The sequence below is a fragment of the Geodermatophilus saharensis genome (assembly GCF_900188205.1).
Classification (GTDB): Bacteria; Actinomycetota; Actinomycetes; order Mycobacteriales; family Geodermatophilaceae; genus Geodermatophilus; species Geodermatophilus saharensis.
This window is the reverse complement of the sequence record NZ_FZOH01000006.1, coordinates 37,076-62,491: the sequence shown is the minus strand read 5'-3', so window position 1 is coordinate 62,491 and position 25,416 is coordinate 37,076. Positions and strand designations below refer to the sequence as shown.

The window sequence follows — 25,416 nt, the reverse complement described above, 5'->3', positions numbered from 1 at the left end:
GGTAAACCGCGCGGGCCCAGGCCGGGTGGGCGCGGGCCAGGCCGGTGGCCGGCACCAGGCCGGGGTCGGCGGCGACCGCGTCGACGTCGGGGAAGTGGCGGGCCAGCTCCCGGGCGAAGTAGACGGTGGCCGGCTTCGACGTCGCGTAGGCCACCTGGCCCGACCCCGGGCGCGGGGTGGCCAGCACCCGCGGCGACTCCCAGCGCGGCCGGGGGAAGGGCCCGGACCTCCGCAGCGTGCCGACGTGGGTGCCGCTGCTGAGCACCACCACGCGGCCCCCCGGCGCGAGGTGCGGCAGCAGCAGCCGGGTGAGCAGGTGGTTGCCGAGGTGGTTGACCGCGAAGGTGAGCTCGTACCCGTCGGCGGAGGCGGCCTCGGTGCTGCGCACCTGGACGCCGGCGTTGAGCACGAGGACGTCGAGCGGCCTCCGGGCGGCGATCTCGGCGGCGATCTCGGCGGCGGCCGCGCGGACGGAGGCCAGCGACGCGAGATCCCGCTCCACCACGCCCGTCCCCGCACCGAGCGCTGCGGCGACCCGTTCGCCCCGGGGGACGTCGCGGACGCCGAGCAGGACCCGCCAGCCCGGCGTGGCGGCGAGCAGGCCGGCGGTGGCCCGGCCGAGCCCGGAGGTGGCGCCGGTGACGAGTGCGGTGCGGGTCCTGTCCACGACGGCTCCTGCGGCTCGGGAGGACCGAGGTGACCTGCCGCGCCGTCGCGCTGTTCGCCGCCCAGGGGTACGCCGCGACCAGCACCGAGCAGGTCGCGGCGGCGGCCGACCTCTCGCGCAGCACCCTGTTCCGGCTCTTCGCCGACGAGGACCTGCTCTTCGGGCTCGAGGACGACCTGCTCGCGGCTGCCTCGGCCGCCGTCGCCGACGTGCCGCCGGAGCTGCCGCCCTGGGCGGCGCTGCGGGCGGCCGCGGTGCGCATCGCCGAGCAGGTGGCCCCGCTGCGGGACCTGCTGCTGGCCCGCGAGCAGGTGGTGGCCACGGTGCCGGCGCTGGCCGCCCGGGCCGCCGCCAAGCACCGGCGGTGGGAGTCGGCGCTGGCCGACGGGCTGACCGCCCGGGGCGTCGCGCCCGGCGACGCGCTGCTGCTGGCCGAGCTGGCGCTCGGGTGCTTCGAGGTGGCGCAGGCCGACTGGCTCGCCGGCACGGCCGGCGACCTGCCCGCCCTGCTCACCGCCGCCCTCGACCGGCTCTCCGGCCTGCTGGACCGCTGACGGGGAGCCGGCCTGCGGAGCCGGCCCTCGCGCGGCACCATCGCGGGCGTGACCGCGCCGGTGGACGAGCTCATCGACCGCATGCAGGGGCTGCTCGACGGGCTGACCGCCGAGGGTGATCCCGCGCGTCACTTCCTCGGCACCTACCTGCGCACCACGCAGGCCGTCGGCGCGGCGATCGACGCCGGGCGGTTCGAGGACCCGGACTGGGTCACCGACTGGGACGTCGACTTCGCCGGGCTCTACCTCGACGCCTTGGAGGCGCACCGCCGCGACCCGGCCACCCCGCCGGCGCCGTGGCGGGCGGCCTTCGACACCGGCGAGGGCACCCGGCCCGAGGGCCACGTGCTGCTGGGCATGAACGCGCACATCAACTACGACCTGCCCCGGTCGCTGGTGCGGGTGATCGGCCCGGCCGACTTCGCCGACCCGCCGCTGCTGGACAGCCGCCGCCGCGACCACGAGCGCATCGACGAGGTCCTCGTGGCGCGGGTGGGCGCGGAGGACCGGGCGCTGGCGGCGGCGGGCAGCCGGCGCACCGCGCTCGACCGCGTCATGGGCGGGGTCAACCGCGCCGCCGTCCGGGTGGTGCTGCGGGAGTCGCGGCGCAAGGTGTGGGTCAACACCCTGGCGCTGCACGCGGCGCGGCTCGAGGGCCCCGCCGCCTACGCCCGCCGGGAGGCCCAGCTCGAGGCGGTCAGCGCCGCCCGGGTGGCCGACCTGCGCCGGTCCGGGCCGGTGCTGCTGCGGCTGGCCGTCCGCGGCTTCGGCGTCCTCCTGCCGGAGGGGTGAGCGGCCCTAGCGTGGAGGGGTGACCACGGGCCCGGGCGCCCCCCGCGTGGAGGCCGGCGCGCCGCCGCCGCAGCGGGCGCGGTCGCGGCTGCGCGGGGTCGACGTGCTGCGCGGGCTCGCCGTCGTCGGGATGCTGCTCGTCGACAACCGCGGCAACGCGGCGATCCACGACCAGCTCGAGCACGCGGCCTGGGACGGGCTGCGCGTGGCCGACGTCGTCTTCCCGGTCTTCCTGCTGGTCGTCGGCGTGTCCGTGCCGTTCTCCCGGCGGGCCCAGCAGCCGCGGCAGGCGCTGCGCCGGGTGCTGCGCCTGGCCGCCCTGGGCTGGCTGGTCGTGACGGCGAAGTACTGGTCGCTCACCGCCGGGGTGGGCGTGCTGGGGCACATCGCCGGCGCGTACCTGCTGTGCTGGCTGCTGCTGCGGCTGCCCCGCCCGGTGCAGGTGCCGGTCGCCGCGGGAGTGCTGGCCACGCTGAGCGTCCTGACCGTCACCCTCGGGGCGGGACCGGACCGGTCGTGGGGGCGGACCGTGGACGACGCGCTCGGGGTGTCCTTCTCCGCCGAGGCGCCGCACTCCTACCTCGGCAGCGCCGTCACCGTCTTCCTCGGCGTGCTCGCCGGGCGCGTGCTGGCCTCCCACCCCGGGCGGGCGGCCCTGACCCGGCTGGTGGCCGGCGGGACCGGGCTGGTGGTCGCCGGGCTGGCGCTCGCGCCCGTCGTCCCGCTCAACAAGCGGCTGTGGTCGCCGTCGTTCGTCCTCGTCACCGGCGGCATCGCGCTGCTGGCCCTGGCCCTGTGCCACTGGGTGGTCGACGTCCGCGGCGTCGTCCGCCCGTTCCGGCCGCTGGAGGTGCTCGGGGTCAACGCGGTCGTGGCGTTCGTGTTCTCCGAGATCGTGTTCCGGGCGGTCCTGTCGCACGCGGTGCAGCCCGCGGTCGACGGCTGGGTGACCTCGGTCGCCGGTGCGGTCGTGTCCGCCTGGCTCTACCCGGTGCTGTCGGTCGCGGTGGTCTGGGCGCTGTGCGCCGCGCTGCTGCGCCGCGGGATCGTCGTCCGGGTCTGACGCCCGCTCAGTCGCCGTCGGACGGCGGTGGCGGGCTGCCCCCGATGGGCTCGGGCACGCTGCGCTCGAGCAGCCGGTTGGCGCTGACCAGGGTGATCCCGCGGTCGGCGATCTGCTGCAGCGCGGTCGGCAGCGCCGCCACCTCGAGCTCGCGCCGCTGCGCCAGCGCCACCGCGAAGGCCGCCTCGGGGTCGAAGGTGCCGCGGCCGATGCCGTCGTGCAGGCCCAGGACGTCGCCGGCCTGGACCGTCCGGCCCATGTAGTCCTCGATCTCGCCGACCTCCTTCTTGTCGCCCGGGCCGCGGGTGACCGACCAGATGTAGGTGTCGTAGCCGAGCTCGGCGGCGATGCGCAGCGCGTAGCCGGTGAGCTCCCCGCGCGGGGGCCGGAAGCTGGTGAACGGCCGGCCCAGCAGGGCCTCGATCTCGTCCTTGCAGCGGACCATCTCCTCCCGGGTCTGCTCCTGGGTGAGCGTGGTGAGGTCCCGGTGGGTCCAGGTGTGGTTGCCGATCTCGTGCCCCGCGGCCACCACGTCGCGCAGCACCTCGGGGTGGTGGACGCCGTTCCAGCCCATGACGTTGAACGTCGCGGTCAGCCCCGCCCGCTCCAGCGCGTCGAGGATGCGCGGGGTGTACTCCGGGGTCGGGCCGTCGTCGAAGGTGATCGCGGCGACCGGCTCGGTCACCGTGGTGTTCCAGACGACCCGGCGGGTGCCGAGCCGGGCCACCCCCTCGCCCTCGTCGGCGGCGCCGGCGGCCTCGAAGAAGCGCTTCTCGGCGCTCGCGGTCGCCCGGCGCCGCACGTCGTCGTCGCCGGCGGTGACCAGCGCGCCGCCCGTCGCGCCCACCGCCAGGCCGGCCACGCCCGCCCCGGCCCCCAGCAGGAACCCTCGCCTCGTCGTCATGGGAACGGTCTAGACCCGGGAGCGGGCGGCTGGGAAGCCGCCCGTTCCCCGCGCTGCCGGATCCCGCGTCCGGTCGCAGGCTGTCGGGGGTGCCGCACCCCGTGGCGCGGGAGGAGGACCGCATGACCGACGCCGGCCGACCACTGTCCGGGAGGGTCGCCCTGGTCACCGGGGCGTCGTCGGGGATCGGCGAGGCGACGGCGGTCGCGCTCGCCCGGGCCGGTGCCGCCGTCGCGGTCGGCGCCCGCCGCGCCGACCGCCTCTCCGCCCTGGCCGAGCGGCTGCGCGGCGAGGGCGCCCGCGTGCTGGCCCTCGACCTCGACGTCACCGACGAGGCGTCCTGCCGCGCCGCCGTCGCCCGGACCCGCGCGGACCTCGGCGGCCTCGACGTCCTGGTGAACAACGCCGGCGTGATGCTGCTGGGCACCATCGTCGGCGCCGACGTCGAGGACTGGCGGCGGATGATGGCCACCAACGTGCTCGGCCCGATGTACACGACGCACGCGGCGATCGACGGCATGCTGGAGCAGGGCTCCGGCGACGTCGTGAACGTCTCCAGCGTCGCCGGGCGCACCGCGCGCAAGGGCGCCGGCGTCTACAACGCCAGCAAGTGGGCGGTGAACGCGTTCAGCGAGTCGCTGCGCCAGGAGGTGACCACCCGCGGCGTGCGGGTCTCGCTCGTCGAGCCCGGCGCGGTGGCCACCGAGCTCACCGACCACATCACCCAGCCCGAGGCGAAGGCGGCCACGCAGCAGATGGTCGGCGGGATGACGCCGCTGCAGGCCGAGGACGTCGCCCGGGCGATCGTCTACGTCGTCAGCCAGCCGCGGCACGTGGCGGTCAACGAGGTCCTCGTCCGGCCCACCGACCAGGAGCGCTGAGCTCCCCGCCGCTGCGCCACCCGCCCTCGCCGGGCCGGCGGCCCAGGGAGCCGGTGACCGCGTCGGTCCACTCCGGGGCCGCCGCGACGTCGGCGAGCCGCGGCGCGGTGAGGACGACGACGTAGCCGTCCGGGTCGGTCGCCACGAGGTCGCGGGTGGACCACGGCGTGTCCACCGGTCCCTCGACCGACCCCCCGGCCGCGCGCCTCCGCAGCTGCGCGGCCCGCTCGTCGAGGTCCTCCTCCCCGGCGGCGAAGGTGACGCGCGGGCCCGGCGTGGGCGGGCCGGGGACCAGCAGCAGGTCCTGGTGACGCTGCCGGCGCAGGTGGACCAGCCCGTCGCCGCCGCCGGGGCCGGGCAGGGTGGCCAGCACGACGAACCCGAGGGCCTCGTACCAGCGCGTGCTCGCTCTCAGGTCGGTCACCGGGAAGGTGACGAACGCGGGCATGGGGTAGACGTCCCGGTCCACGCCGGGGGCTGCGGTGTCGGTCATGCCCGCGAGCGAAGCGCCTGACGTCGCGTCAGGGTCGACCCCCGGCCCCGCTGCACCGTCGAGATCGCGCGATCTCGACCGCCGGGAGGCCCGGGACGGTCGAGATCGCGCGATCTCGACGGGGGGTTCAGTCGGAGAAGACCTCGATGGAGGCGCCCATCTCGACCAGCCGCTCGTAGAGGTGCTCGTAGCCGCGGGCGATGATGTCGACGTTGCGCAGCACCGACGTGCCGCGCGCGGCCAGCATCGCCAGCAGGATGCACACCGCCGGCCGCAGCGCCGGCGGGCAGACCACCTCGGCGCTGCGCCAGCGGGTCGGGCCGGTCACCAGCACCCGGTGGGGGTCCATGAGCCGCACGTCCGCGCCCAGCCGGGTCAGGTCCGACAGGTGGATGGCGCGATTGTCGTAGACCCAGTCGTGGATGAGCGTCGAGCCGGTGGCCGAGGCGGCGATGACGGCGAAGAAGGGCAGGTTGTCGATGTTGAGGCCCGGGAACGGCATCGGGTGGATCTTGTCGATCGGGGCCTTGAGCTGCGAGGGGTGGATGGTGACGTCGGCCAGCCGGGTGTGGCCGTTGTCGGCCAGGTACTCCGCCGAGAGCTCGTACCGCAGGCCCATCTCGGCCAGCACGGCCAGCTCGATCTCGAGGAACTCCACGGGCGCGCGGCGCACGGTCAGCTCCGAGCCGGTCACGATGCCGGCGGTCAGCAGGCTCATCGCCTCGACCGGGTCCTCGCTGATCGTGTAGTCGACGTCGGCGTCGAGCACCGCTCGGCCGGTCACGGTGAGCGTCGTCGTCCCGAGGCCCTCGACGCCGACGCCGAGCAGCTGCAGGTACAGGCACAGGTCCTGGGCCATGTAGTTGGAGCTGGCGTTGCGGATGACCGTGGTGCCCTCGGCGCGGGCGGCGGCCAGCAGCGCGTTCTCGGTGACGGTGTCGCCGCGCTCGGTCAGCACGATGGTGCGCCGCTCGGTCGCCGTCGGGGCGACGGTGGCCTGGTACTCACCGGCGTGCGCCTCGATCGCCAGCCCGAAGGGCCGCAGCGCGATCATGTGCGGCTCCACGGTGCGGGTGCCCAGGTCGCAGCCGCCGGCGTAGGGCAGCCGGAACTCGCGGGCCCGGTGCAGCAGCGGGCCGAGGAACATGATGATGCTGCGGGTGCGGCGGGCGGCGTCGGCGTCGATGCCGGCCAGGTCCAGCTCGTCCGGGACCTGCAGGGTCAGGTCGCGGCCGGCGGCGTCCCAGGTGGCCGAGACCCCGATCGAGCGCAGCACGTCGAGGATCCGGTCCACCTCGACGATGCGGGCGACGTTGCGCAGCGTCGTCCGGCCGCGGTTGAGCAGCGCGGCGCACAGCAGCGCCACCGCGGCGTTCTTCGACGACTTCACCGTCACGGAGCCGCGCAGCGGGGTGCCGCCGGTGACCCGCAGGTGCGTGGGCCCGGCCGGCCCCACGCTGATCAGTGCGCTCTCCAGCGCCTCCGACAGCCGGCCGAGCAGGTCCAGGGTGAGGTTCTGGCCGCCCTGCTCGATCCGGGCGACGGCGCTCTGGCTGGTGCCCAGGCGCTCGGCGAGCTGCTGCTGGGTCAGGCCGCGGTGCCGGCGGGCGTCGCGCACCAGCGCGCCGATGCGGACGGCGGCGCCGCTGGAGGAGGGCAGGGCGGGCGAGGGGGCCGTCGTCTCGGCCGGGAACTCGGTCGCGGTCACGGGAGGCCACGGTATCTCGCAGATGAGATGCACCGGCGAGGCGCGCCGGGAAGGACCGGTCCGCCCGGGGCGGACGGCAGACTGTCGGCATGGACGTCCTGGTCACCGGGGGAAGCGGTCAGCTCGGCCGGAGGGTGGTGCCCCTCCTGCAGCAGGCGGGGCACGCGGTGCGGCAGATGTCGCGTCGTGGCGCGGGTCCCGGCGGGGTGCGCGCCGACCTCGCCACCGGCCGCGACCTGCCGGCGGCGGTCCGCGGCGTCGACGTCGTCGTGCACGCCGCCAGCGACCCGCGGGGGGACCCGTGGCAGGTCGACGTCGCCGGCACGCGCCGCCTGGTGCAGGCGCTCGACCGCGGGCGGCTGCAGCACCTGGTGTACGTCTCGATCGTCGGCGTCGACCGGGTGCCGTGGAACTACTACCGGGCCAAGTTCGCCGCCGAGCAGGTGCTGCTGGCCTCCGGGCTGCCGGTGACGCTGCTGCGGATCACCCAGTACCACCACTTCGTCGACGAGATGCTGGCCACCGCCCGCCGCGGCCCGGTGCTGCCGGTGCCCATGGGCTGGCAGGCCGCACCGGTCGACGTCGGGGAGGCGGCCGCCTTCGTGGCCGAGGTCGCCTCCGGCGCGGCGACCGGCGACGTCGTCGAGTTCGGCGGGCCGGAGGCGCTGTCGGCCGCCGATCTCGCCCGCGCCTGGGCGGCCGCCCGCGAGCCCGGCGTGCGGGTGGTGGCCACGCCGCTGCCGGGGCGGCTCTCGGCGGCCTTCCGCGAGGGCGGCGTGCTGCCCGGCCCGGGGGCCGCGCGGGGGCGGCGCACCTACGCCGAGCACCTGCGGGGCGCCTGAACCGCGGCGATCCTGCCGTTTCCCGCACCGGGGCTGCCGGTCCCGGTGCGGTGTCCGGAAGTCGCCAGCGGAGCGTCGGTGCCGGTCCCTAGGTTCGGGGACGTGCCCGCAGCCCGCCCGGTCTCCCTGCCCGTCCTCGCCGCCGTCACCGTCACCGTGCTGGCCTGGGCGTCGGCCTTCGTCGGCATCCGCGCGGTGGGCGCCGACCTCTCACCCGGCGCGCTGGCGCTGGGGCGGCTGCTGGTCGGCGCCGCGGTGCTCGCGCTGCTGTCGGTGGGCCGCGGGTGGGTGGCGCCGACGCCGCGGGAGTGGCGGCTGCTGGCCGTCTGCGGGGTGGGCTGGTTCGCCGTCTACAACGTGGCACTGAACGCTGCCGAGCGGCACCTCGACGCCGGGACGACGGCGATGCTGGTCAACGTCGGGCCGATCCTCATCGCGGTCCTGGCCGGCGTCTGGCTGCAGGAGGGCTTCCCGCGCTGGCTGGTGGCCGGTCTCGCCGTCGCCTTCGCCGGGGTGCTGCTCATCGGGGTCGCCGGCCGGCAGGGCGGCGGTGACCCGCTCGGCGTGCTGCTGTGCGTGGTGGCGGCGGTGACCTACGCCGTCGGCGTGGTGGCGCAGAAGCCGGTGCTGCGCCGGCTGCCGCCGCTGCAGGTCACCGCCACCGCCTGCGCCATCGGCGCGGTGTGCTGCCTGCCGTGGGCCGGCGCGCTGGTGACCGAGCTGGCCACCGCGCCGGCGTCGTCGGTGCTGGGCACGGTCTACCTCGGGGTGGTGCCCACGGCGCTGGCGTTCAGCACCTGGGCCTACGCCCTGGCGCGCACCGAGGCCGGCCGGCTCGGCGTCACCACCTACCTGGTGCCGCCGCTGGTGGTGCTCCTGTCGTGGCTGCTGCTCGACGAGGTCCCGGCGCCGCTGGCGGTGGCCGGCGGGGTGGTGTGCCTGGCCGGGGTGGCGCTCTCGCGCCGGCGCGGGCCGGTGCGTCCACCGGCGCCCGTCCGGCAGCCGGTCTAGAGGTAGGCGCGCGGGTCGACCGCCGGCGGCAGCTCGCCGGGCACGATCCGCCGGCCGGTGACCGCGGTCGGGATCAGCCGCAGCCAGTGCCCGTGCTCGCCGGGCGCCCACGGCTGCAGGCCCGTGGCGTGGGTGCGGGCCACGAGGTCGGCGCGGTGCTCGGGCCCGACCTCCTCGGCGACGCCGCGCACCAGGACGCTCCAGCCGCTGCGGGTGCGCCGGTCGATCTCGTCGACCTCGAAGGTCACGTTGGCGTGGTCGGCGGCGGCCAGCTTGGTGCCCGGTGACGTGCGGATGACCACGGTGGTGCCGTCCATCGCGTAGTTGACCGGGAAGACCAGCGGGTGGTGCTCGGCGTTGACGGCCAGCCGGCCGATCTCGGAGGAGGCCAGCAGCCGGTAGCACTCGTCGACGGGGATCTCCTGCAGCGCGGTCTCGGAGCTCACGTGCCCATCGTGGCGGCGGGCGGGGGCGGCCGCGACCGGTTCAGCGGCGCCGCGGGCCGGCCCAGGGGTCGTCGGGGTCCAGGTCGTCGTCGGCGGCGTCGTCGGCGGTCGATCCGGTGGTGCCGCGCGGCTGCGCCGCCTCCGCCCGGCGGGCGGCGGCCTCGAGGGCGTCGTCGCGTTCCGCGGCGCTGCGGGCGCGGGCCAGCCGCTCCTGCTCCCGCGCCTCGGCGCGCAGCCGGCGGCGGCCGGGGACCGGCTCGTCGCGGGTGCGGGTGAGCCACCACAGGGCGGGGCCGGCCAGCGCCAGGCCGATCGGCAGCACGTAGGCCGCGGCCCGCTCGGTACCGCCCTCGCCGAGCAGCCCGACGACCCCGGCGGCGTAGAAGACGGTCATCGCGGTGCCGAACAGGCCGAGCAGCACCACCATGGTCCCGAGCGCCTCCGACCACGGCCGCACGGCGTAGGCCAGCGCCATGAGGCCCAGCCCGCCGCCGGCCAGGTACAGCACCGCGCCGGTGGTGTGCAGCGAGGGGTCGGTCAGGCGGGGGAAGACCCCCACGAGCAGCACGCCGAGCGCGGCGGCGCCGAGCAGCGCCACGGCCGGCCGGGCGGCGCGGCCGCGCAGCGCCGGCAGCAGCGCCACCGCGCCCGCGCCGATCAGCGCGGCCTGCACGACGAACGAGGCGTTCATCAGGGTGGAGCCGGGCCGGGTGGGGTCGCCCAGCGCGCTGATGACCTCCGCCGAGCGCGAGTAGGGCACCTCCGAGCTCAGCTGCGCGATCGTCTCGACGACGAAGAACTGCAGGGTCAGCAGCCAGGCCAGCGCGCCCCAGGTGATCCGCTTCCTCGACACGCGTCCCATCGTCCCAGCCCGCCCGGAGGTGCCTTTGTCGCGCTAATGGCACCGAGGGAGGTGGGCGAGGACGGCGGCGTACTGCGCCGGGGTGAGGTAGGAGGGGTTGCTGCCGGCCGGCATGCGCAGCACCTCGGCGTCCCGGGCGGCCGGGTCGGCCAGCAGGTCGGCGCGGGGGAGCGGGTCGGGCAGCAGCGTGAGCCGGACGACGGCGACCGGGCCGCCGTCACCCGCCGCCGGCTCGGCGGCCAGCACGCCGGTGGCGTGCACCCCGGGGCGGTCGCGGCCGCTGAGCCACAGCAGCACCGGCTGCCCGGGCCGCATGAGACCCAGCCGGTAGGAGGGCCGCAGGCAGCGGGTCACCTCGTGCGTCTGCCCGGGGCGCCAGCCGGGGACGACGGCGTCCGGCGGCCGGGCGGTCTTGACCACCCAGCAGCCGACGCCGTCCGCTCCGAGCCGGGTCACCGGCGGCGTCCACGGGGGGCGGGCTCGGGGAGCGCCGTTCAGTCGGTCGCGGCGTGGAAGTCCGCCCCGGCCGGGTCGGCGTCGTCGGAGCCGACGGCCTGCCGCTCCTGCTCGGTGCGGTGCTGGAGTGCGTCGTCGTCGGGCCGGGGTTCGGCCTTGCCGTGCTGCTGGCGGTCCCGGGGTGCGGACTCCTCGGTGTCCATGACGTCGTCGAGGGTCGGTCGGTCGGGTGGGGTGGTCATCGCGGTACCTCCGTGGTCGGTTCTCCGCGGGAGCCCATAGCCGTCCCGCCGCCGGGGAAACGCCTCACCGCTGCTGCAGGGCGGCGGCGGGCAGCCACGCCTCGACGAGCACCGGCCCGTGCGGACCGGGGACGGCGTAGGCCACCCGGCCCTGCCAGCCCCCGGGCCGCTGCCGCCACTCGACGAGCAGGCCGGGGAGCCGGCCGGAGGCACCCGGCGGGTCGTGCACCCAGCAGTGCCGCCCGGCGTCCTCCTGCCGCGGGCGCGGTGGGGGAGCCGCCGGGGGCGGGCCGCCCGGGCGGACGCCGGAGTCGGCGGCGCGCTCGCCGAGCGAGGGCCGCGACGACCCCCGGTGCATCCCGCCTGCCACCTGCGCAGTCTGGCACGCCGGTCGAACACGCGTTCGGTCGACGGCGGTGCCGGAGGACGGCGTGTCGGATCGGGGACACGCCGATGCCCGTGTGATCCGGGTCACAGTCCGCGCCAACAGTCATCCGTTGGTCACATCCTGTTGTCGGCCCGGGCACCCCGCGTGCCCACCATGTGGACGTCCCCGGCACCTCTCGAAGGGTTCTCCGTGCGCTCATCCCCCGGCTCCCGGCGCGTGCTCGCGCGCCGCGCCGCCCTCGGCACCGCCGCCGCCTCCCTCGCCGTCGTGGGTCTGCCCACGGCCGCCTCGGCCGCGCCGACGACGCCGTACGTCTCCGAGATCCACTACGACAACGTCGGCGACGACACCGGCGAGTTCGTCGAGGTCACCCTCCCTCCCGGCACGACCTCGACGGGCTGGCGGATCGCCCTCTACAACGGCGACAACGCGTCGAACGTCGTCCAGTACGACATCGACGACCTGCCCGCCGTGACGGCGACCGGTGCACCGGCCACCGCGGTGCTCGACTACCCCGCCAACGGCCTGCAGAACGGCCCCCGTGACGGCGTGGCCCTCGTCCGCCCCGACGGCACCGTCGCGGAGTTCGTCTCCTACGAGGGCGTCATCACGCCCGCGGGCGGCGTGGCGGCCGGGATCACCAGCGTCGACACCGGCGTCGGCGAGACGAACACGACGCCGGTCGGCCAGTCGCTGTCCCGGACCTTCGCCTCGGCCGGCGACGTCACCGGCACCTGGGCGCTCGGTCCGAGCAGCAAGGGCACGGTCAACGGCGGCGGCACCACGACCCCGCCGCCCCCGGCGACCTCCGTCTGCGACACCACCCCGACACACGAGATCGGGGCCGTGCAGGGGACCGGGGCCACCACGCCGGTGAACGGGGCGACGGTCACCGTCCGCGGCGTCGTCGTCGGCGACCTGCCCGGGCTGTCCGGCTTCTACCTGCAGGACCCCGACGGCGACGGGAACGCCGCCACCTCCGACGGGGTCTTCGTGTTCAGCCCCGTGGCGGTGGACCTCGGCGACACCGTCGCGGTGACCGGGCGGGCCAACGAGTTCGGCGGCCAGACGCAGATCACCTCCCAGACCGACGTCGCGGTGTGCGCCGACGGCGACGAGGGCGACCTGCCGACCGCCGTGGCGCTGCCGCTCCCGGCCACCGACGCCGAGCGGGAGCGGTTCGAGGGCATGCTGGTGGCCCCCGACGAGGACCTCGTCGTCAGCGACGTCTTCCAGCTCGTCGGCGGCGCCCAGGGCGGCTTCGGGGAGCTGCTGCTTGCGGCCGACGGCGTGCTCCTGCAGCCCACCGAGGTGGCCCGGCCGGGCACCCCGGAGGCCGCCGCCGTCGCCTCGGACAACGCCCGCCGCCGGATCGTCCTCGACGACGCCTCCAACGCGCGCACCGGCGTGACCAACCACCCCTACCTGACGGCGGCCGACCCGATCCGTGTCGGCGAGACCGTCACCTTCACCGCCCCGACCGTGCTCGGCTACGGGTTCGGCAACTGGCGGCTGCAGCCCGCCGACGGCACCCCCGAGGGCACGATCGGCACGACCGGCGAGCGCCCGGAGGCGCCGGACGCGGTGGGCGGTGACGTCCAGGTGGGCGCGTTCAACGTGCTCAACTACTTCACCACCCTCACCGGGCCCGACGCCCGCGGCGCGAGCAGCCCGGCGGAGTTCGAGGAGCAGGCGGCCAAGATCGTCAGCGCCATCGAGGCGCTCGGGGCCGACGTCGTCACCCTCATGGAGATCGAGGACACCGACTCCACCGGCGCGAGCCCGGGGAACGCCGACGGCGCCCTCGCCGACCTCGTCGGCCGGCTGAACACGGCCGCCGGGTACGACAAGTGGGCCTACGTGCCGCTGCCCGAGGAGCTCTACGCCGTCGACCGCGACGTGATCCGCAGCGCGATCATCTACCAGGACGACGTCGTGCAGCCGGTCGGCGACCCGGTGGGCCTGGTCGACGAGGAGGTCTGGGACAACGCCCGCGAGCCGCAGGCGCAGACCTTCGTCAAGGACGGCGACGCGTTCACCGTCGTCGCCAACCACTTCAAGTCCAAGGGCGCGAGCGGGGCGACCGGCGACAACGTCGACGCCGGCGACGGCCAGGGCGCCTACAACGGCGACCGCACGCGGCAGGCCGCGTCCCTCGCCGCGTTCGCCGACCGGCTGCGCACCGAGACCGGGGACGACGACGTCGTCCTGCTGGGCGACTTCAACGCCTACAGCCAGGAGGACCCGATCGTCGCCCTCCGCGAGGGCGGCTACGCCGACCTGGGCGAGCAGCTCGACCCGGGCCGCTACAGCTACGTGTTCGACGGGCTGTCCGGCTCGCTCGACCACGCGCTGGCCACCGCCGCGCTGGAGGAGAAGGTCACCGGGCTGGCGCACTGGAACATCAACGCCGTCGAGTCGTCGGCCTACCAGTACGACGGCGACCCGGCGCTCTACGCGGCCGACCCCTACCGGTCCAGCGACCACGACCCGCTGGTCCTCGGGATCGACCTGGACGAGCGCTGCAACGGGCTGGTCCCGACCATCCGCGGCACCGAGGCGGGGGAGACCCTGCGCGGCACCACCGGCGTCGACGTGATCATGGGTCTCGGCGGGAACGACACGATCACCGGCGGCAACGCCGGCGACGTGATCTGCGGCGGCGCCGGGGACGACCGGCTGTCCGGCGAGAACGGCGACGACGTGCTGTTCGGCGGCTTCGGCGTCGACACCCTCGACGGCGGCAACGGCGACGACACGCTGGTCGGCGGCCCGGGCGAGGGCGACGTCCTGACCCAGGGCCGCGGCACCGGCACGGCCGAGCAGGAGGGCGCGGAGTCCTGACGAAGGACCCTCCTGCCCCCACCGCTCGCACGCTCGCGGCGGGCCCCGGCAGGAGGGCCGGTCCAGCACGTCGTCCGACCGGCGCGGTCCCCTCGGGGGCCGCGCCGGTCGCGTGTTCGGAGGAGTTCAGGCGCCGGTGCGCCGCACGCCGTCGGCCAGCACGCGGGCGACGTCCCGCAGCAGCGGGTGCCCGGCCAGCTCCTCCACCGGCACCGGCAGCGGCAGCGACCAGTTGGGACGCTCGGTGGTGCCGGGCACGTTGGGGCGGTGCCGGACGCCGAGGGCGTCGTCGAGGGTGGCCGACAGCAGCAGCGACGGCGCCCGCGCCAGCAGCTCGTGGGCCCGTTTCACCGCCGTCTCCGGCTTCGCGTTGCGCCGCAGCCCGGGCAGCTTCGCCAGCAGCGACGCCCGGCCCCGCTCGAGCTCCTCGCCGGTGCCGGTGCCGTACTCGCGCTGCTCCTCGACGTCCTCGCCGCTCCACAGGCCCGCCACGGTGGGCAGGTCGTGGGTGGTGACGGCGGCCATCGCCGCCTCCGGCCACTCGGCCGGGTCGTCCTCCTCGAACCACAGCAGCCGGTAGCTGAGGATCCCGTGGTCGGCCAGGGCCTCGCGCACGCCGTCCTCGACCGTGCCGAGGTCCTCGCCGACGACGACCGCCTGCGCCCGGTGGCTCTCCAGCGCGACGATGTCGAGCAGGTCCTCGGCGGGGTAGCGGACGTAGGCGCCGTCCGCGGCGCTGCCGCCGGCGGGCACCCACCACAGCCGGAACAGGCCCATGACGTGGTCGATGCGCAGCCCGCCGGCACCGGCCATCGTGGCGCGGATCGACTCGACGAACGGCTCGTAGTCCGCGTCGCGCAGCCGCCAGGGGACCAGCGGCGGGGAGCCCCAGTCCTGGCCCTGGGAGTTGAACGCGTCCGGGGGCGCGCCCACCGACGCGCCCTGCGCCAGCACGCCCTGCCAGGTCCACGCGTCGGCGCCGCCGCCGGCCACGCCGATCGGCAGGTCCTGGATGACGGTCATGCCCTCGGTGGCCCGCTCCAGCTGCAGCGACAGGCACCACTGCAGCCAGGCGTGGAAGGCGACGTCGCGCTCGTGCTCGGCGACGAACCGGCCGACCGCCTCGCTGCGCGGGTCGCGCAGCTCCCCGGGCCAGGTGTGCCAGTCGGGGCCGTGGACGTCGGCCAGCGCGCACCAGGTGGCCCAGTCCTGCAGCTTCTGCCCCTGGTGCCACCACCAGTCGGGGAAGGCGGGGTCGTCGCGGCCGGTGGCGTCGAAGACCCGGCGCAGCGCCTCCCGCTTGCGCGCCCAGATCGCGTCCCGGTCGACGAGGTCGCCGTCGGACAGTGCCCGGCCGGCGTCGCCGTCGACGTCGACCCGGTCGGCGCCGGGGACCTCCTCGACGCGCAGGTACACCGGGTTGCGGAAGCGGCGGGTGGCCGGCAGGTAGGGGCTGGCCTCCTGCTGCGGGGTGGGCGCGACGGCGTGCAGCGGGTTGATCAGCACGAACCCGGCGCCCTGGCCGGCGGCCGTCTCGCGCACGGTGCGCAGGTCGGCGAGGTCGCCGATGCCCCAGCTGCCCCGGCCGCGGGCGGCGTAGAGCTGCACCGCCCAGCCCCACGCGCGGTCGGCGGGCAGCCAGCAGCGGCCCGGCGAGACGACCAGCCGCCGCTCGGGGCCTCCCGGCGTCCGCAGCCGGTGGTAGCCCAGCGGGAAGTCCTCGGGCAGCTCGCCGTCGACGTGCCGGGTGGAACCGTCCTCGAGGGTCACCTCGGCCTCGTCGACCTCGAGGACGTCGCCGGGTCGGGCCACGATGGGCGCCCGGTCCTCGAGGTCCTCCGGCGGCTCGCCGATCACCTCCCGCAGGCGGTCGATCGTGGCCGAGGCGACCTCGTGTTCCTCGTCGAGGGCGTCGAGCCAGGTGGCGTCGATGCCCCACCGGTCGGTGCTGGGGGTGCGTGTCACCCCCCGATCCTCACGGTGGGCCGGTCCGCGCGCAGCGCAGCGGCGACGTGGTGCCGGTCTCGTCGGCCGTCCCGGACGCGGAACCCCGCCGTCCGCCGGGCGCGGGCCGCTGCGCTGCGGTAGGCACGACCGGTGACCGTGATCGGCTTCCACAACTCCCACGAGCAGGTGCACCCGGCCGACCTGCTGACCGCCGTCCGGCACGCGGAGGAGGTCGGCTTCACCGCGGCCATGTGCTCCGACCACTTCGCCCCCTGGAACTCCGCGCAGGGGCACTCGGGCTTCGCCTGGTCCTGGCTCGGGGCCGCGCTGGCCACCACCGGCCTGCCCTGCGGCGTGGTCAACGCCCCCGGGCAGCGCTACCACCCGGCGATCATCGCCCAGGGCGCGGCGACGCTGGCGGCGATGTTCCCGGGCCGCTTCTGGATGGCGCTGGGCAGCGGGCAGGTGATGAACGAGCGGATCACCGGCACGCCGTGGCCGCCCAAGCGGGTCCGCGACGCCCGGCTGCGCGAGTGCGTCGACGTCATCCGCGCCCTGCTCGCCGGCGAGGAGGTGACCCACCGCGGGCTGGTCGACGTCGAGCGGGCCCGGATCTGGTCGCTGCCGGAGCAGCAGCCGGCGCTGATCGGGCCGGTGATGAGCGTGCCCACGGCGCGGCGGCACGCCGACTGGGCCGACGGGATGATCACGATCAACCAGCCGCACGAGACGCTGCGCGAGCTCACCGGCGCCTACCGCGACGCCGGCGGGCAGGGGCGGCTCGTGCTGCAGGTGCACCTGTGCTGGGACCCCGATCCCGAGCAGGCGCGGAAGACCGCCTACGAGCAGTGGTACACGAACACGTTCCCGCCGCCGCTGTGCTGGGACCTCGACGGGCCGGAGGCGTTCGAGCAGGCCAGCGCGTACACCCCGCAGGAGGCGGTCGAGGGCGCGGTGCTGGTGAGCTCCGACCTCGGGCAGCACGCGGCGTGGCTGGCCGAGTACGTCGACCTCGGGTTCGACGAGATCTACGTGCACCACGTGGGCAAGGAGCAGCGGCCCTTCCTCGACGCGTTCGGCGAGCACGTGCTGCCGCAGCTCGGCGTCACCCGGCCGCAGCCGGCCGTCGCGCTGGACGGGCCGGGGGGCCCGCGCCGGCCGCGGCAGGAGCCCGAGCCCGCGCCGCCCGCCGTGCTGCCCGCGGGCCGGCCGCCGGCGCGCTGACGCCTCCACCGCCGGGTGCGCACCCGGTGCCGGTCGCCGCGGCGTGTCCGCGCGTGTCGGCGGCAGCGACCGACCACTCGACGTCTCGCCCGAGCTGAGGGGACCCGAACGTGAAGATCACCGACACCGCGGACCTGTGGTGGAAGACGGCGGTCGTGTACTGCCTCGACGTCGAGACCTACCTCGACTGGAACGGCGACGGCGTCGGCGACTTCGAGGGCCTGGCGCAGCGCATCGACCACCTGGCCGACCTCGGCGTCACCTGCCTGTGGCTGATGCCCTTCTACCCGACCGCCGAGCGCGACGACGGCTACGACATCACCGACTTCTACGGCGTCGACCCGCGGCTGGGCAGCCACGGTGACCTGGTCGAGGTCATCCGCACCGCCAACGACCGCGGCATCCGGGTGATCGCCGACCTGGTGGTCAATCACACCTCCGTCCGCCACCCGTGGTTCGAGCAGGGCCGGCAGGCGCGCGACGCGCCGTTCCACGACTTCTACGTCTGGCGCGACGACGAGCCGCCGGACACCTCCGACCAGGTCGTCTTCCCCGACCAGGAGGACTCCACCTGGACGTTCAACGAGCCGACGGGGGAGTGGTACCTGCACCGCTTCTACAAGGAGCAGCCCGACCTCGACGTCACCAACCCGCGGGTGCGCGACGAGGTCGCGAAGGTCATGGGCTTCTGGCTGCAGCTGGGGCTGTCGGGCTTCCGGGTCGACGCCGTCCCGTTCTTCCTCGAGACGCAGGGCGAGGACCCCGACTTCCCCGACCCGCACGAGTACCTGCGCGACCTGCGGTCCTTCCTCGGCCGGCGCAGCGGCAGCGGCGTCCTGCTCGGTGAGGTGAACCTGCCGCACGAGCAGCAGCGGGAGTTCTTCGGCGGGGACGACGGCGACGAGCTGACCATGCTGTTCGACTTCGTCGGCATGCAGGCGACGTACCTGTCGCTGGCGCGCGCCGACGCCGGCCCGCTGGTGCAGGCGCTGACCGCGCGCCCGTTCGTCGACCCCGACAGCCAGTGGGCGACCTTCGTCCGCAACCACGACGAGCTCACCCTCGGCAAGCTCTCCGACGACGAGCGGGCCGAGGTGTTCGCCGCCTTCGGTCCCGAGGAGCGGATGCAGGTCTACGGCCGCGGGCTGCGCCGCCGGCTGCCGCCCATGCTCGACGGCGACCCGCGCCGGGTGCGGATGGTCTACAGCCTGCTGTTCAGCCTGCCCGGCACGCCGGTGCTGTTCTACGGCGAGGAGATCGGGATGGGAGAGGACCTCGACGCCGAGGGCCGCCTCGCCGTGCGCACGCCGATGCAGTGGACGCCGGGCCGCAACGGCGGCTTCTCCACCGCCGACCCCGACCGGCTGCCCGGCCCGGTGGTCAGCGGCGGGTTCGCGCCGGAGTTCGTCAACGTCGCCGACCAGCGCCGCGACCCCGACTCCCTGCTGTCGTTCCTGAAGCTGCTCATCCGCCGCTACCGCGAGTCGCCGGAGCTGGGCTGGGGGTCGTTCCGGGTGCTGGAGCAGCCACACGCGGCGGTGCTGGCGCACGTGTGCGAGTGGGACGACGGCGTGCTGCTCGCGGTGCACAACCTCGGCCCCGAGCCGGTCACCGTGCCGCTGACCCTCGACGGCTGCGCCCCCTCCGCCGCGCTGGAGGACCTGCTGCAGGCGGGGACGACGCCGCTGGGCGAGGGCGGCGCGGTGGAGCTGACCCTCGACGGCTACGGGTACCGCTGGCTGCGGGTGGTCACCGAGGACAGCCGCCGCCTGCCCTGACGGCCCGGGGCAGCCCGGGCACGGTCGGGGCTCCCCCCTAGCCTGACGTGCGATGACCGAGCCGACCGTTCCCCCGCAGCCCCCCGTCCCGCCCGGCAGTCCTGGTGCGCCACGCGCCGCGGCCGGCGCCACCGCCGTCCAGCCCGCTGTCCAGCCGGCCGTGCAGGCCGCCGTCCCCTCCGCGCCGCCCGCCGCGGAGGGGGAGCCGCTGCCGGCCGGTCAGCTGGCCACCGGCCCGGTCACCGGGCGCCCCCCGGCGCCGCCGGCACCCGCCCCCCGCCGGCGCACCGGGCCGATGACGCGGATGGGCCCGTGGGCGCCGGTCGCCGGCGCCGCGCTGGGCCTGGTGGCCGGGCTGGTCGCCGCCCTGCTCCTGGCCGGCCGGGCCGAGGCCTTCGCCGAGGAGCTGTCGCTGGTGCTGCTCGTCGTCGGGCTGACGCTGCTGGGCGCGGCCGGCGTGCTGCTGGCCGACGAGGTGCGGCTGGTCCGCCGCGGCACGCGCGACGCCGGCGTCCGCCCGTCCTGGGTGGAGGCCACCGCGGGGCTGGTCAACGGGCTGACGCCGGCGCGGCTGCTGCTGGCCACCGCGGCGTTCGTGCTGTTCCTGGCCGCCTACACCGGCCGCTGAGCGGCCGGCCGGCTCAGGACACGCTGTCGGGGTCGCGCAGCGTGGCCGGGTCCAGCCGGCCCTCGACGATGTCGTCGGCGACGTCGTCGACCACCCGGCCGGTGGCGAAGGCGTGCGCGCGCAGCACCGTCAGCGTGTCGACGACGTCGAGGCCCAGCGCCACGGTGGCCACGCCGGTGGCCTGCCAGACGCGGCTGCGGCGGCGGGCGTCGGGGGAGTCCCACCACCGGGCTCCCTCGTCGACCGGCGCCGCGCCCGAGGAGCGCACCAGCTCCTCGGTGAGCACCAGCAGCGCGGCCTCGACGTCGTCGCGCGGCACGGACGTGAGCGTGTCCAGCTCGCGGGCGTAGAGGTCGACGATCACCGTCGGCCCCAGCGGCGGGGCCAGCGGCAGGGAGAACACCGCCCGGTAGGGGGTCTCGCCGAGCAGCGCGCCGTGCAGCTCGGGCCAGTTGCGGTTGATGTCCTCGATGTCGAAGACGATCGCCCGGCCGGTGTCGTGGGCGCGCAGGCACGGTCCGTCACCGGCGGTGAACTGCAGCTGCTCGGCGTGCGAGGTGGTCCGGTCGCTGGCGCCGATCGGCGTCCGCAGCCCCGCGCCCTCGTGGATGCTCAGCGCGGCGCCGTCCACGCCCACCGCCTGCGCGAACGCCCGGGCCAGCCGGGAGGGCACCATCTCCGGCCCGTCCTCGCTCGCCGACGCCGGCTCCTGCAGCGCCTCGAGAAACCGTCCTGCCGCGTCGTTGGTCGTCACCGTCTGTCGTCCTCCCTGTCCGCCGCCCACCATGGTGCCTCGCCCCGCCCGGCACCACCCGGGTGGTCTCAGCGGTAGGCGTCCAGCGCCAGCACCACCGCCAGGCCCAGCCCGGCGAGGCCGATCAGCCGGCGCAGCAGGGCCTGCGGCGCGCGGCGCACCACCCGCGGCCCGAGCCGGCCCCCGGCCAGGCAGCCGAGGGCCAGCGGCAGCACCGCACTCCACACCACCGGTGCCAGCACCACGAAGCCGACGGCGGCCACGGCGTTGGCCACCCCCAGGACCACGTTCTTGAACGCGTTGCTGCGTGGCAGTCCCTCACCGGTGCCCAGCAGGAACAGCGCGAGCAGCAGCACCCCGGCCGCGGCACCGAAGTACCCGCCGTACACCGCGACCAGCGCCGTCCCGGCGGCCAGCCACCACGGGTCGCGCCGCCCGTGCCGGCGTGCCCCCTCGGCGGCCAGCTCGCGCGGCGGGCGCTGCAGCACGATGGCCAGCGCGGCCGCGCCGATCAGCACCGGCACCAGCCGCTCGAACGCCTCGGCCGGCGTGACCAGCAGCAACCCGGCGCCGGCCGCGCCGCCGAGCACCCCGCCGGCCACCAGGGGCAGCAGCCGGCGGCCCTGCCCGGACAGCTCCGGCCGCGAGGCGCTGACCGACCCGACGCTGGTGAGCACCAGCGCGACGGTGTTGGTGACGTTGGCCGTCACCGGGGGCAGCCCGGTGGCCAGCAGCGCCGGGTAGCTCACCAGCGAGGCGAGCCCGGCGATGCTGCCCGACAGGCCCGCGCCCACCCCGGCCAGCACCAGCAGGGCCCACTCGAGGACGGTCACGGGCACCGGGGCCGGAGGGCGCGCATCGGGACGAGCCTGTCACGGCCGCCGGCTCGCGCGGCTCACCGGGCGAGCAGCACGGCGACCGCCACCACGCCGAGGACGACGATCGCCGTCCGCAGCGCCGCCTGCGGCAGCCGCCGGCCGTACCGGGCGCCGAGGGGACCGCCCGCCGCGGAGCCGGCGGCGACCAGCGCCGCGGCGGCCCACGCCACCCGGTCGGTGGCGACGAGGACGTAGACGAGCGCCGCGACCGCGTTGACCGTCGAGCTGAGCACGTTCTTGAGGGCGTTGAGGCGCTGCAGCGGCTCGGCGAGCAGCAGCCCGAACAGGCCGACCTGCAGCACGCCCTGGCTGGCGGCGAAGTACCCGCCGTAGCTGCCGGTGGCGTAGGCGGCGGCGACCAGCCCGGCCAGCCGCGGCCCGCGCGGCACGGTGCCCGGGTCGGTGCGGCGGGCGGCCAGCCGGCGGGTCAGCAGCGGCTGGACGGCGACCAGCACGACGGCCAGCCCGACCAGCACGGGCACCACCGCCTCGAACGCCGCCGCCGGGAGGGTCAGCAGCAGGACGGCGCCGGTGAGCGCGCCCAGCGCCGAGGCCGGCACCAGCCGCAGCAGCAGCCGGCGCTGACCGGCCAGCTCCCGGCGGTAGCCGAACGCCCCGCCGACGCTGCCGGGGACCAGGCCGAGGCTGTTGGACACGCTCGCCGTCACCGGCGGCAGCCCGGTGGCCAGCAGCACCGGGAAGGTGACCAGCGTCCCCGACCCGACGACGGCGTTGACCGCGCCCGCGGCCAGTCCCGCCGCGGCGACCGCGAGCGCCTCCGGCGGGGTCACCCGGTCACCGCCGCCGGGCCCTCACGCCGGGCCGGTGACCGCGGCGAGCAGGACGTCGTCGAGCGGCCGGTCGGCGTACACCAGCCGGACGGCGTCCGGGTCCGGGTTGCCGGCGTCCGGGCCGCGCCAGACCAGCGACAGCCCGGCCCGCTCGGCCCGGCCGCGGGAGCGCTCGTTGTGCTCGAGCAGGTGGGCGACCACCGGGCGGTCCGGCGCCACGGCGTGCGCGGCGTCCAGCGCCGCGGTCACCAGCTCGGCGGCCAGGCCGTGGCCCCACGCCGGCGGGGTGAAGCGGTAGTAGAGGTTCCACCACGAGCGGCCGGGCGGGCAGGCGCAGCCGCCGGTGCCCACCACCTGCCCGGGCCGCAGCCCCGGCACGTCGGCGTCCTCGCGCAGCCGCGCGGTCCAGTAGCCGAGCCCGACGTGCGCCCAGTCCTCCAGGGAGTGCCCGATCCGGGTGGCCACCTCCTCGGGCGAGGTCACCCGGCCCGAGGGCAGGTGCGTCCAGGTGCCGGGGTCGCTGAGCAGCGTGAGGTGCTCGTCGGCGTCGGCCGTGACGACGGCGTCGAGCCGCAACCGCGCCGTCGTGCGGTGCCTCAGGTCCACGCGTCGTCCCTCCGGCCGGCGGCCACGACCCGCAGCACCAGCTCGCCGGCCTCGTCGGAGGCGGCCAGGTCGACCTCGGCGTCGATGCCCCAGTCGTGGTCGCCGGCCGGGTCGTCGACGATCTGCCGCACCCGCCACAGCCCCGGCGTGCTGCGGTCCCACACCAGCAGGCCGGGCCCGCGGGCGTCGGCGCCGGTGCCCACCTCGCCGTGCTCGGCGAAGTAGCCGCGCACCACCTCGCCCCAGCGCTCGGCGTCCCAGCCGGAGCCGGCGTCGAGCTCGCCGAGGTCGTACCAGCGCCGCCGGGCCCACAGCTGCACGCGGGAGAACAGCGCGTTGCGGACCATCGCGGTGAACGCCCGCTCGTTGCCCGTCAGCGGCCGGGCGCGGGCCGGGACGGCGACCGGCTCGTCGAGCGGCTGGTCCGGGCTGGTCAGCTGCTCCCACTCGTCGAGCAGGCTCGAGTCGACCTGCCGCACCAGCTCGCCGAGCCACTCGACGACGTCGGTGACCTCCTCGGTGCGCGCCGCGGCCGGGACGCCGGAGCGCAGCGCCTTCACCGCGTCGGACAGGTAGCGCAGCACCGCGCCCTCGGAGCGGGTCAGGCCGTAGGCGGAGACGAACTCCCGGAACGTCATCGCCCGCTCCCACATCTCGCGCACGACCGACTTCGGCGAGGGGTGCGCGTCGCGGGCCCACGGGTTGCTGCGGACGTAGACGTCGAAGGCGTGCTCGAGCAGCTCCTCCAGCGGCTTGGGGTGGGTGACGTCCTCGAGCAGCTCGATGCGCTCCTCGTACTCGATGCCCTCGGCCTTCATCTGCGCGACCGCCTCGCCGCGCGCCTTGTTGGCCTGGGCGGCGAGCACCTGCCGCGGGTCGTCGAGGGTGGCCTCCAGGACGCTGACGACGTCGAGGGCGAAGGTGTCCGAGGCCGGGTCGAGCAGGTCGACGGCGGCCAGCGCGAAGGTCGACAGCGGCGAGTTGAGCGCGAAGTCCGGCGGCAGGTCGACCGTCAGCCGGTAGCGCCGTCCGTCGGGCTCCGGCTCGGGCAGCCGCTCGAGCACACCGGCCTGCAGCAGCGAGCGGGCGATGCCGATCGCCTCGCGGACGTGCCGCAGCTGCCGCTTGCGCGGCTCGTGGTTGTCGGTGAGCAGCCGGCGCATCGCGCGGAACGGGTCGCCGGGCCGGTCGACGACGTCGAGCAGCATCGCCGTCGTCACGCGGAAGGAGCTCGACAGCGGCTCGGGCTCGGCGGCGACCAGGCGCTCCATGGTCGCCTTCGACCACGGCACCATGCCCTCGGGCGCCTTCTTCCGGACCAGCTTGCGGCGCTTCTTCGGGTCGTCGGCCACCTTCGCGAACTGCCGCAGGTTCTCCACCTCGTGCTCGGGCGCCTGCACCACGACGGTGCCCGCGGTGTCGTACCCGGCGCGCCCGGCCCGCCCGGCGATCTGGTGGAACTCGCGGGCGTTGAGCAGCCGGGTCCGGGTGCCGTCGTACTTGCTCAGCGCGGAGAACACGACCGTGCGGATGGGCACGTTGATGCCCACGCCGAGGGTGTCGGTGCCGCAGATGACCTTGAGCAGGCCGGCCTGGGCGAGGGTCTCCACCAGCCGCCGGTACCTCGGCAGCATCCCGGCGTGGTGCACGCCGATGCCGTGGCGCACCAGCCGCGACAGCGTCTGCCCGAAGGCGCTGGTGAACCGGAAGCCGCCGATGGCCTCGGCGATGGCCGCCTTCTCCTCCTTGGAGCACACGTTGACGCTCATCAGCGCCTGCGCCCGCTCCAGGGCCTGCGCCTGCGTGAAGTGGACGACGTAGACCGGCGCCTGCCGGGTGTCGAGCAGCTCCTGGATCGTCTCGTGCGCCGGGGTCGTGGCGTACCAGTGGTGCAGCGGCACCGGCCGCTCGGCGGAGGCGACCAGCGCCGTCGGCCGGCCGGTGCGGCGGGTGACGTCCTCGCGCAGCCGGGTGGTGTCACCCAGCGTCGCGCTCATGAGCAGGAACTGCGCGCGCGGGAGCTCCAGCAGCGGCACCTGCCAGGCCCAGCCCCGGTCGGGGTCACCGTAGAAGTGGAACTCGTCCATGACGACGAGGCCGATGTCGGCGTCGGCGCCCTCGCGCAGCGCCGTGTTGGCCAGCACCTCGGCGGTGCAGGCGATGATCGGCGCGTCCCGGTTGACGCTCGCGTCGCCGGTGAGCATGCCGACGTTGGCCGCGCCGAAGACCCCGCACAGCGCGAAGAACTTCTCGCTGACCAGCGCCTTGATCGGCGCAGTGTACCAGCTGCGCCGGCCGGCCGCGAGTGCCGCGTACTGCGCGCCGGTGGCCACCAGCGACTTGCCCGAGCCGGTCGGCGTCGCCAGGACGACGTTGGCGCCGCTGACCAGCTCGATCAGCGCCTCCTCCTGGTGCGGGTACAGCGGTGTGCCGCCCGCCTCGGCCCAGGCGGCGAAGGAGGTGAACAGCTCGTCGGCGTCGTCGCCGCGGGCCCGCAGCGCGGCGAGGTCGCCGGGGCCGTCGAGGAGGGGGAGGGGTGCGGTCCCCGCCGTCGTGGTGGTCGTCATCGTGGGGGACAGCGTGCCCGACGGCCGCGACCTTCCCGGCGGGGCACCGGCAGGTCACGGAACGGCAACGAGCGGTCCAGCTGGCGTGTC

Annotated in this window: 24 protein-coding genes and 1 pseudogene; 10 read left to right on the top strand and 15 right to left on the bottom strand. The window is 76.1% G+C overall.

What is annotated here, in order from left to right; translation table 11 throughout:
• Nucleotides 1-259 precede the first annotated feature (259 nt).
• A pseudogene (locus CHC04_RS25575) lies at nucleotides 260-667 on the bottom strand (SDR family NAD(P)-dependent oxidoreductase); the annotation flags it as partial.
• A gap of 29 nt (nucleotides 668-696) precedes the next feature.
• On the opposite strand from CHC04_RS25575, the gene CHC04_RS15310 reads away from it, so the two are divergent.
• The 3 genes from CHC04_RS15310 to CHC04_RS15300 are packed head-to-tail and all read left to right on the top strand — an operon-like array spanning nucleotide 697 to nucleotide 3,076.
• Entirely contained in the window at nucleotides 697-1,221 is a 525-nt protein-coding gene (locus tag CHC04_RS15310) for a TetR/AcrR family transcriptional regulator (protein WP_176450045.1), read from the top strand.
• 48 nt (nucleotides 1,222-1,269) lie between these two features.
• A complete protein-coding gene (locus tag CHC04_RS15305; protein WP_089404825.1) occupies nucleotides 1,270-2,013 on the top strand; it encodes a DUF5995 family protein in 744 nt (247 codons plus the stop codon).
• Nucleotides 2,014-2,032: 19 nt separating this feature from the next.
• Nucleotides 2,033-3,076, top strand: coding sequence for a heparan-alpha-glucosaminide N-acetyltransferase domain-containing protein (locus CHC04_RS15300; protein WP_089404824.1), 1,044 nt, complete (start codon nucleotides 2,033-2,035; stop codon nucleotides 3,074-3,076).
• Between the two features lie 7 nt (nucleotides 3,077-3,083).
• Here the strand turns inward: CHC04_RS15300 and CHC04_RS15295 are convergent, their stop codons facing one another.
• A complete protein-coding gene (locus CHC04_RS15295) occupies nucleotides 3,084-3,980 on the bottom strand; it encodes a polysaccharide deacetylase family protein (protein WP_089404823.1) in 897 nt (298 codons plus the stop codon).
• A gap of 122 nt (nucleotides 3,981-4,102) precedes the next feature.
• On the opposite strand from CHC04_RS15295, the gene CHC04_RS15290 reads away from it, so the two are divergent.
• The gene (locus CHC04_RS15290) at nucleotides 4,103-4,861 is read left to right on the top strand and encodes an SDR family NAD(P)-dependent oxidoreductase (RefSeq protein WP_089404822.1); all 759 of its coding nucleotides are present in this window, start codon (nucleotides 4,103-4,105) and stop codon (nucleotides 4,859-4,861) included.
• Here the strand turns inward: CHC04_RS15290 and CHC04_RS15285 are convergent.
• Nucleotides 4,821-5,354, bottom strand: coding sequence for a VOC family protein (locus tag CHC04_RS15285; protein WP_089404821.1), 534 nt, complete (start codon nucleotides 5,352-5,354; stop codon nucleotides 4,821-4,823). The two genes, CHC04_RS15290 and CHC04_RS15285, sit on opposite strands and share 41 nt — an antisense overlap.
• 127 nt (nucleotides 5,355-5,481) lie before the next feature.
• Complete coding sequence (locus tag CHC04_RS15280) at nucleotides 5,482-7,062, bottom strand: helix-turn-helix domain-containing protein (RefSeq protein WP_245817275.1); 1,581 nt, start codon at nucleotides 7,060-7,062, stop codon at nucleotides 5,482-5,484.
• Between the two features lie 89 nt (nucleotides 7,063-7,151).
• Here CHC04_RS15280 and CHC04_RS15275 point away from each other — a divergent pair, with 89 nt between their 5' ends.
• Both CHC04_RS15275 and CHC04_RS15270 read left to right on the top strand, forming a co-directional pair.
• Nucleotides 7,152-7,904 carry an SDR family oxidoreductase gene (locus CHC04_RS15275; protein WP_089404820.1) on the top strand — a complete coding sequence of 251 codons (753 nt, stop codon included), beginning with the start codon at nucleotides 7,152-7,154 and terminating at the stop codon, nucleotides 7,902-7,904.
• A gap of 102 nt (nucleotides 7,905-8,006) precedes the next feature.
• Nucleotides 8,007-8,915, top strand: coding sequence for a DMT family transporter (locus CHC04_RS15270; RefSeq protein WP_089404819.1), 909 nt, complete (start codon nucleotides 8,007-8,009; stop codon nucleotides 8,913-8,915).
• Here the strand turns inward: CHC04_RS15270 and CHC04_RS15265 are convergent.
• From CHC04_RS15265 to CHC04_RS15245, 5 genes are all read right to left on the bottom strand, one after another.
• Nucleotides 8,912-9,361 carry a pyridoxamine 5'-phosphate oxidase family protein gene (locus tag CHC04_RS15265; protein ID WP_089404818.1) on the bottom strand — a complete coding sequence of 150 codons (450 nt, stop codon included), beginning with the start codon at nucleotides 9,359-9,361 and terminating at the stop codon, nucleotides 8,912-8,914. The two genes, CHC04_RS15270 and CHC04_RS15265, sit on opposite strands and share 4 nt — an antisense overlap.
• 40 nt (nucleotides 9,362-9,401) lie before the next feature.
• Nucleotides 9,402-10,223, bottom strand: a complete 822-nt coding sequence (locus tag CHC04_RS15260) for a DUF998 domain-containing protein (RefSeq protein ID WP_089404817.1) — start codon at nucleotides 10,221-10,223, stop codon at nucleotides 9,402-9,404.
• A 33-nt stretch (nucleotides 10,224-10,256) separates the two neighbouring features.
• Nucleotides 10,257-10,679, bottom strand: a complete 423-nt coding sequence (locus CHC04_RS15255) for a hypothetical protein (protein ID WP_089404816.1) — start codon at nucleotides 10,677-10,679, stop codon at nucleotides 10,257-10,259.
• Between the two features lie 38 nt (nucleotides 10,680-10,717).
• Nucleotides 10,718-10,921, bottom strand: coding sequence for a hypothetical protein (locus CHC04_RS15250; RefSeq protein WP_089404815.1), 204 nt, complete (start codon nucleotides 10,919-10,921; stop codon nucleotides 10,718-10,720).
• A 64-nt stretch (nucleotides 10,922-10,985) separates the two neighbouring features.
• A complete protein-coding gene (locus tag CHC04_RS15245; protein WP_245817273.1) occupies nucleotides 10,986-11,291 on the bottom strand; it encodes a hypothetical protein in 306 nt (101 codons plus the stop codon).
• A gap of 207 nt (nucleotides 11,292-11,498) precedes the next feature.
• Between CHC04_RS15245 and CHC04_RS15240 the strand changes: the two genes are divergently transcribed.
• Nucleotides 11,499-14,153, top strand: coding sequence for an ExeM/NucH family extracellular endonuclease (locus CHC04_RS15240; RefSeq protein ID WP_245817271.1), 2,655 nt, complete (start codon nucleotides 11,499-11,501; stop codon nucleotides 14,151-14,153).
• Between the two features lie 126 nt (nucleotides 14,154-14,279).
• On the opposite strand, the gene malQ is transcribed toward CHC04_RS15240, so the two are convergent.
• Entirely contained in the window at nucleotides 14,280-16,118 is a 1,839-nt protein-coding gene (gene malQ, locus CHC04_RS15235) for a 4-alpha-glucanotransferase (protein ID WP_089404812.1), read from the bottom strand.
• A 132-nt stretch (nucleotides 16,119-16,250) separates the two neighbouring features.
• Here malQ and CHC04_RS15230 point away from each other — a divergent pair, with 132 nt between their 5' ends.
• From CHC04_RS15230 to CHC04_RS23640, 3 genes are all read left to right on the top strand, one after another.
• Nucleotides 16,251-17,324 carry a TIGR03885 family FMN-dependent LLM class oxidoreductase gene (locus tag CHC04_RS15230; protein ID WP_089404811.1) on the top strand — a complete coding sequence of 358 codons (1,074 nt, stop codon included), beginning with the start codon at nucleotides 16,251-16,253 and terminating at the stop codon, nucleotides 17,322-17,324.
• 110 nt (nucleotides 17,325-17,434) lie between these two features.
• The gene (locus CHC04_RS15225) at nucleotides 17,435-19,102 is read left to right on the top strand and encodes an alpha-amylase family protein (protein ID WP_089404810.1); all 1,668 of its coding nucleotides are present in this window, start codon (nucleotides 17,435-17,437) and stop codon (nucleotides 19,100-19,102) included.
• Between the two features lie 52 nt (nucleotides 19,103-19,154).
• Nucleotides 19,155-19,730 carry a hypothetical protein gene (locus CHC04_RS23640; RefSeq protein WP_141233821.1) on the top strand — a complete coding sequence of 192 codons (576 nt, stop codon included), beginning with the start codon at nucleotides 19,155-19,157 and terminating at the stop codon, nucleotides 19,728-19,730.
• A 13-nt stretch (nucleotides 19,731-19,743) separates the two neighbouring features.
• Here the strand turns inward: CHC04_RS23640 and CHC04_RS15215 are convergent, their stop codons facing one another.
• The 5 genes from CHC04_RS15215 to CHC04_RS15195 form a co-directional block, all read right to left on the bottom strand.
• Nucleotides 19,744-20,484, bottom strand: coding sequence for a hypothetical protein (locus CHC04_RS15215; protein ID WP_141233820.1), 741 nt, complete (start codon nucleotides 20,482-20,484; stop codon nucleotides 19,744-19,746).
• A gap of 68 nt (nucleotides 20,485-20,552) precedes the next feature.
• Complete coding sequence (locus CHC04_RS15210) at nucleotides 20,553-21,317, bottom strand: sulfite exporter TauE/SafE family protein (RefSeq protein WP_089404808.1); 765 nt, start codon at nucleotides 21,315-21,317, stop codon at nucleotides 20,553-20,555.
• Nucleotides 21,318-21,379: 62 nt separating this feature from the next.
• Nucleotides 21,380-22,153, bottom strand: a complete 774-nt coding sequence (locus tag CHC04_RS15205; RefSeq protein ID WP_089404807.1) for a sulfite exporter TauE/SafE family protein — start codon at nucleotides 22,151-22,153, stop codon at nucleotides 21,380-21,382.
• Nucleotides 22,154-22,174: 21 nt separating this feature from the next.
• Nucleotides 22,175-22,759: a GNAT family N-acetyltransferase gene (locus CHC04_RS15200; RefSeq protein WP_089404806.1), complete on the bottom strand. Its 585-nt coding sequence runs from the start codon at nucleotides 22,757-22,759 to the stop codon at nucleotides 22,175-22,177.
• The gene (locus tag CHC04_RS15195) at nucleotides 22,750-25,326 is read right to left on the bottom strand and encodes a DEAD/DEAH box helicase (protein ID WP_089404805.1); all 2,577 of its coding nucleotides are present in this window, start codon (nucleotides 25,324-25,326) and stop codon (nucleotides 22,750-22,752) included. Before CHC04_RS15195 ends, CHC04_RS15200 begins: the two co-directional genes overlap by 10 nt.
• Between the last annotated feature and the right edge of the window lie 90 nt (nucleotides 25,327-25,416).

Excerpts from the sequence above, each read along its gene's own strand:
- CHC04_RS15295 (WP_089404823.1), bottom strand. The coding sequence starts at position 3,980 with ATGACGACGAGGCGAGGGTTCCTGCTGGGGGCCGGGGCGGGCGTGGCC.
- CHC04_RS15290 (WP_089404822.1), top strand. The coding sequence starts at position 4,103 with ATGACCGACGCCGGCCGACCACTGTCCGGGAGGGTCGCCCTGGTCACC.
- CHC04_RS15285 (WP_089404821.1), bottom strand. The coding sequence starts at position 5,354 with ATGACCGACACCGCAGCCCCCGGCGTGGACCGGGACGTCTACCCCATG.
- CHC04_RS15275 (WP_089404820.1), top strand. The coding sequence starts at position 7,152 with ATGGACGTCCTGGTCACCGGGGGAAGCGGTCAGCTCGGCCGGAGGGTG.
- CHC04_RS15260 (WP_089404817.1), bottom strand. The coding sequence starts at position 10,223 with ATGGGACGCGTGTCGAGGAAGCGGATCACCTGGGGCGCGCTGGCCTGG.
- CHC04_RS15250 (WP_089404815.1), bottom strand. The coding sequence starts at position 10,921 with ATGACCACCCCACCCGACCGACCGACCCTCGACGACGTCATGGACACC.
- CHC04_RS23640 (WP_141233821.1), top strand. The coding sequence starts at position 19,155 with ATGACCGAGCCGACCGTTCCCCCGCAGCCCCCCGTCCCGCCCGGCAGT.
- CHC04_RS15195 (WP_089404805.1), bottom strand. The coding sequence starts at position 25,326 with ATGACGACCACCACGACGGCGGGGACCGCACCCCTCCCCCTCCTCGAC.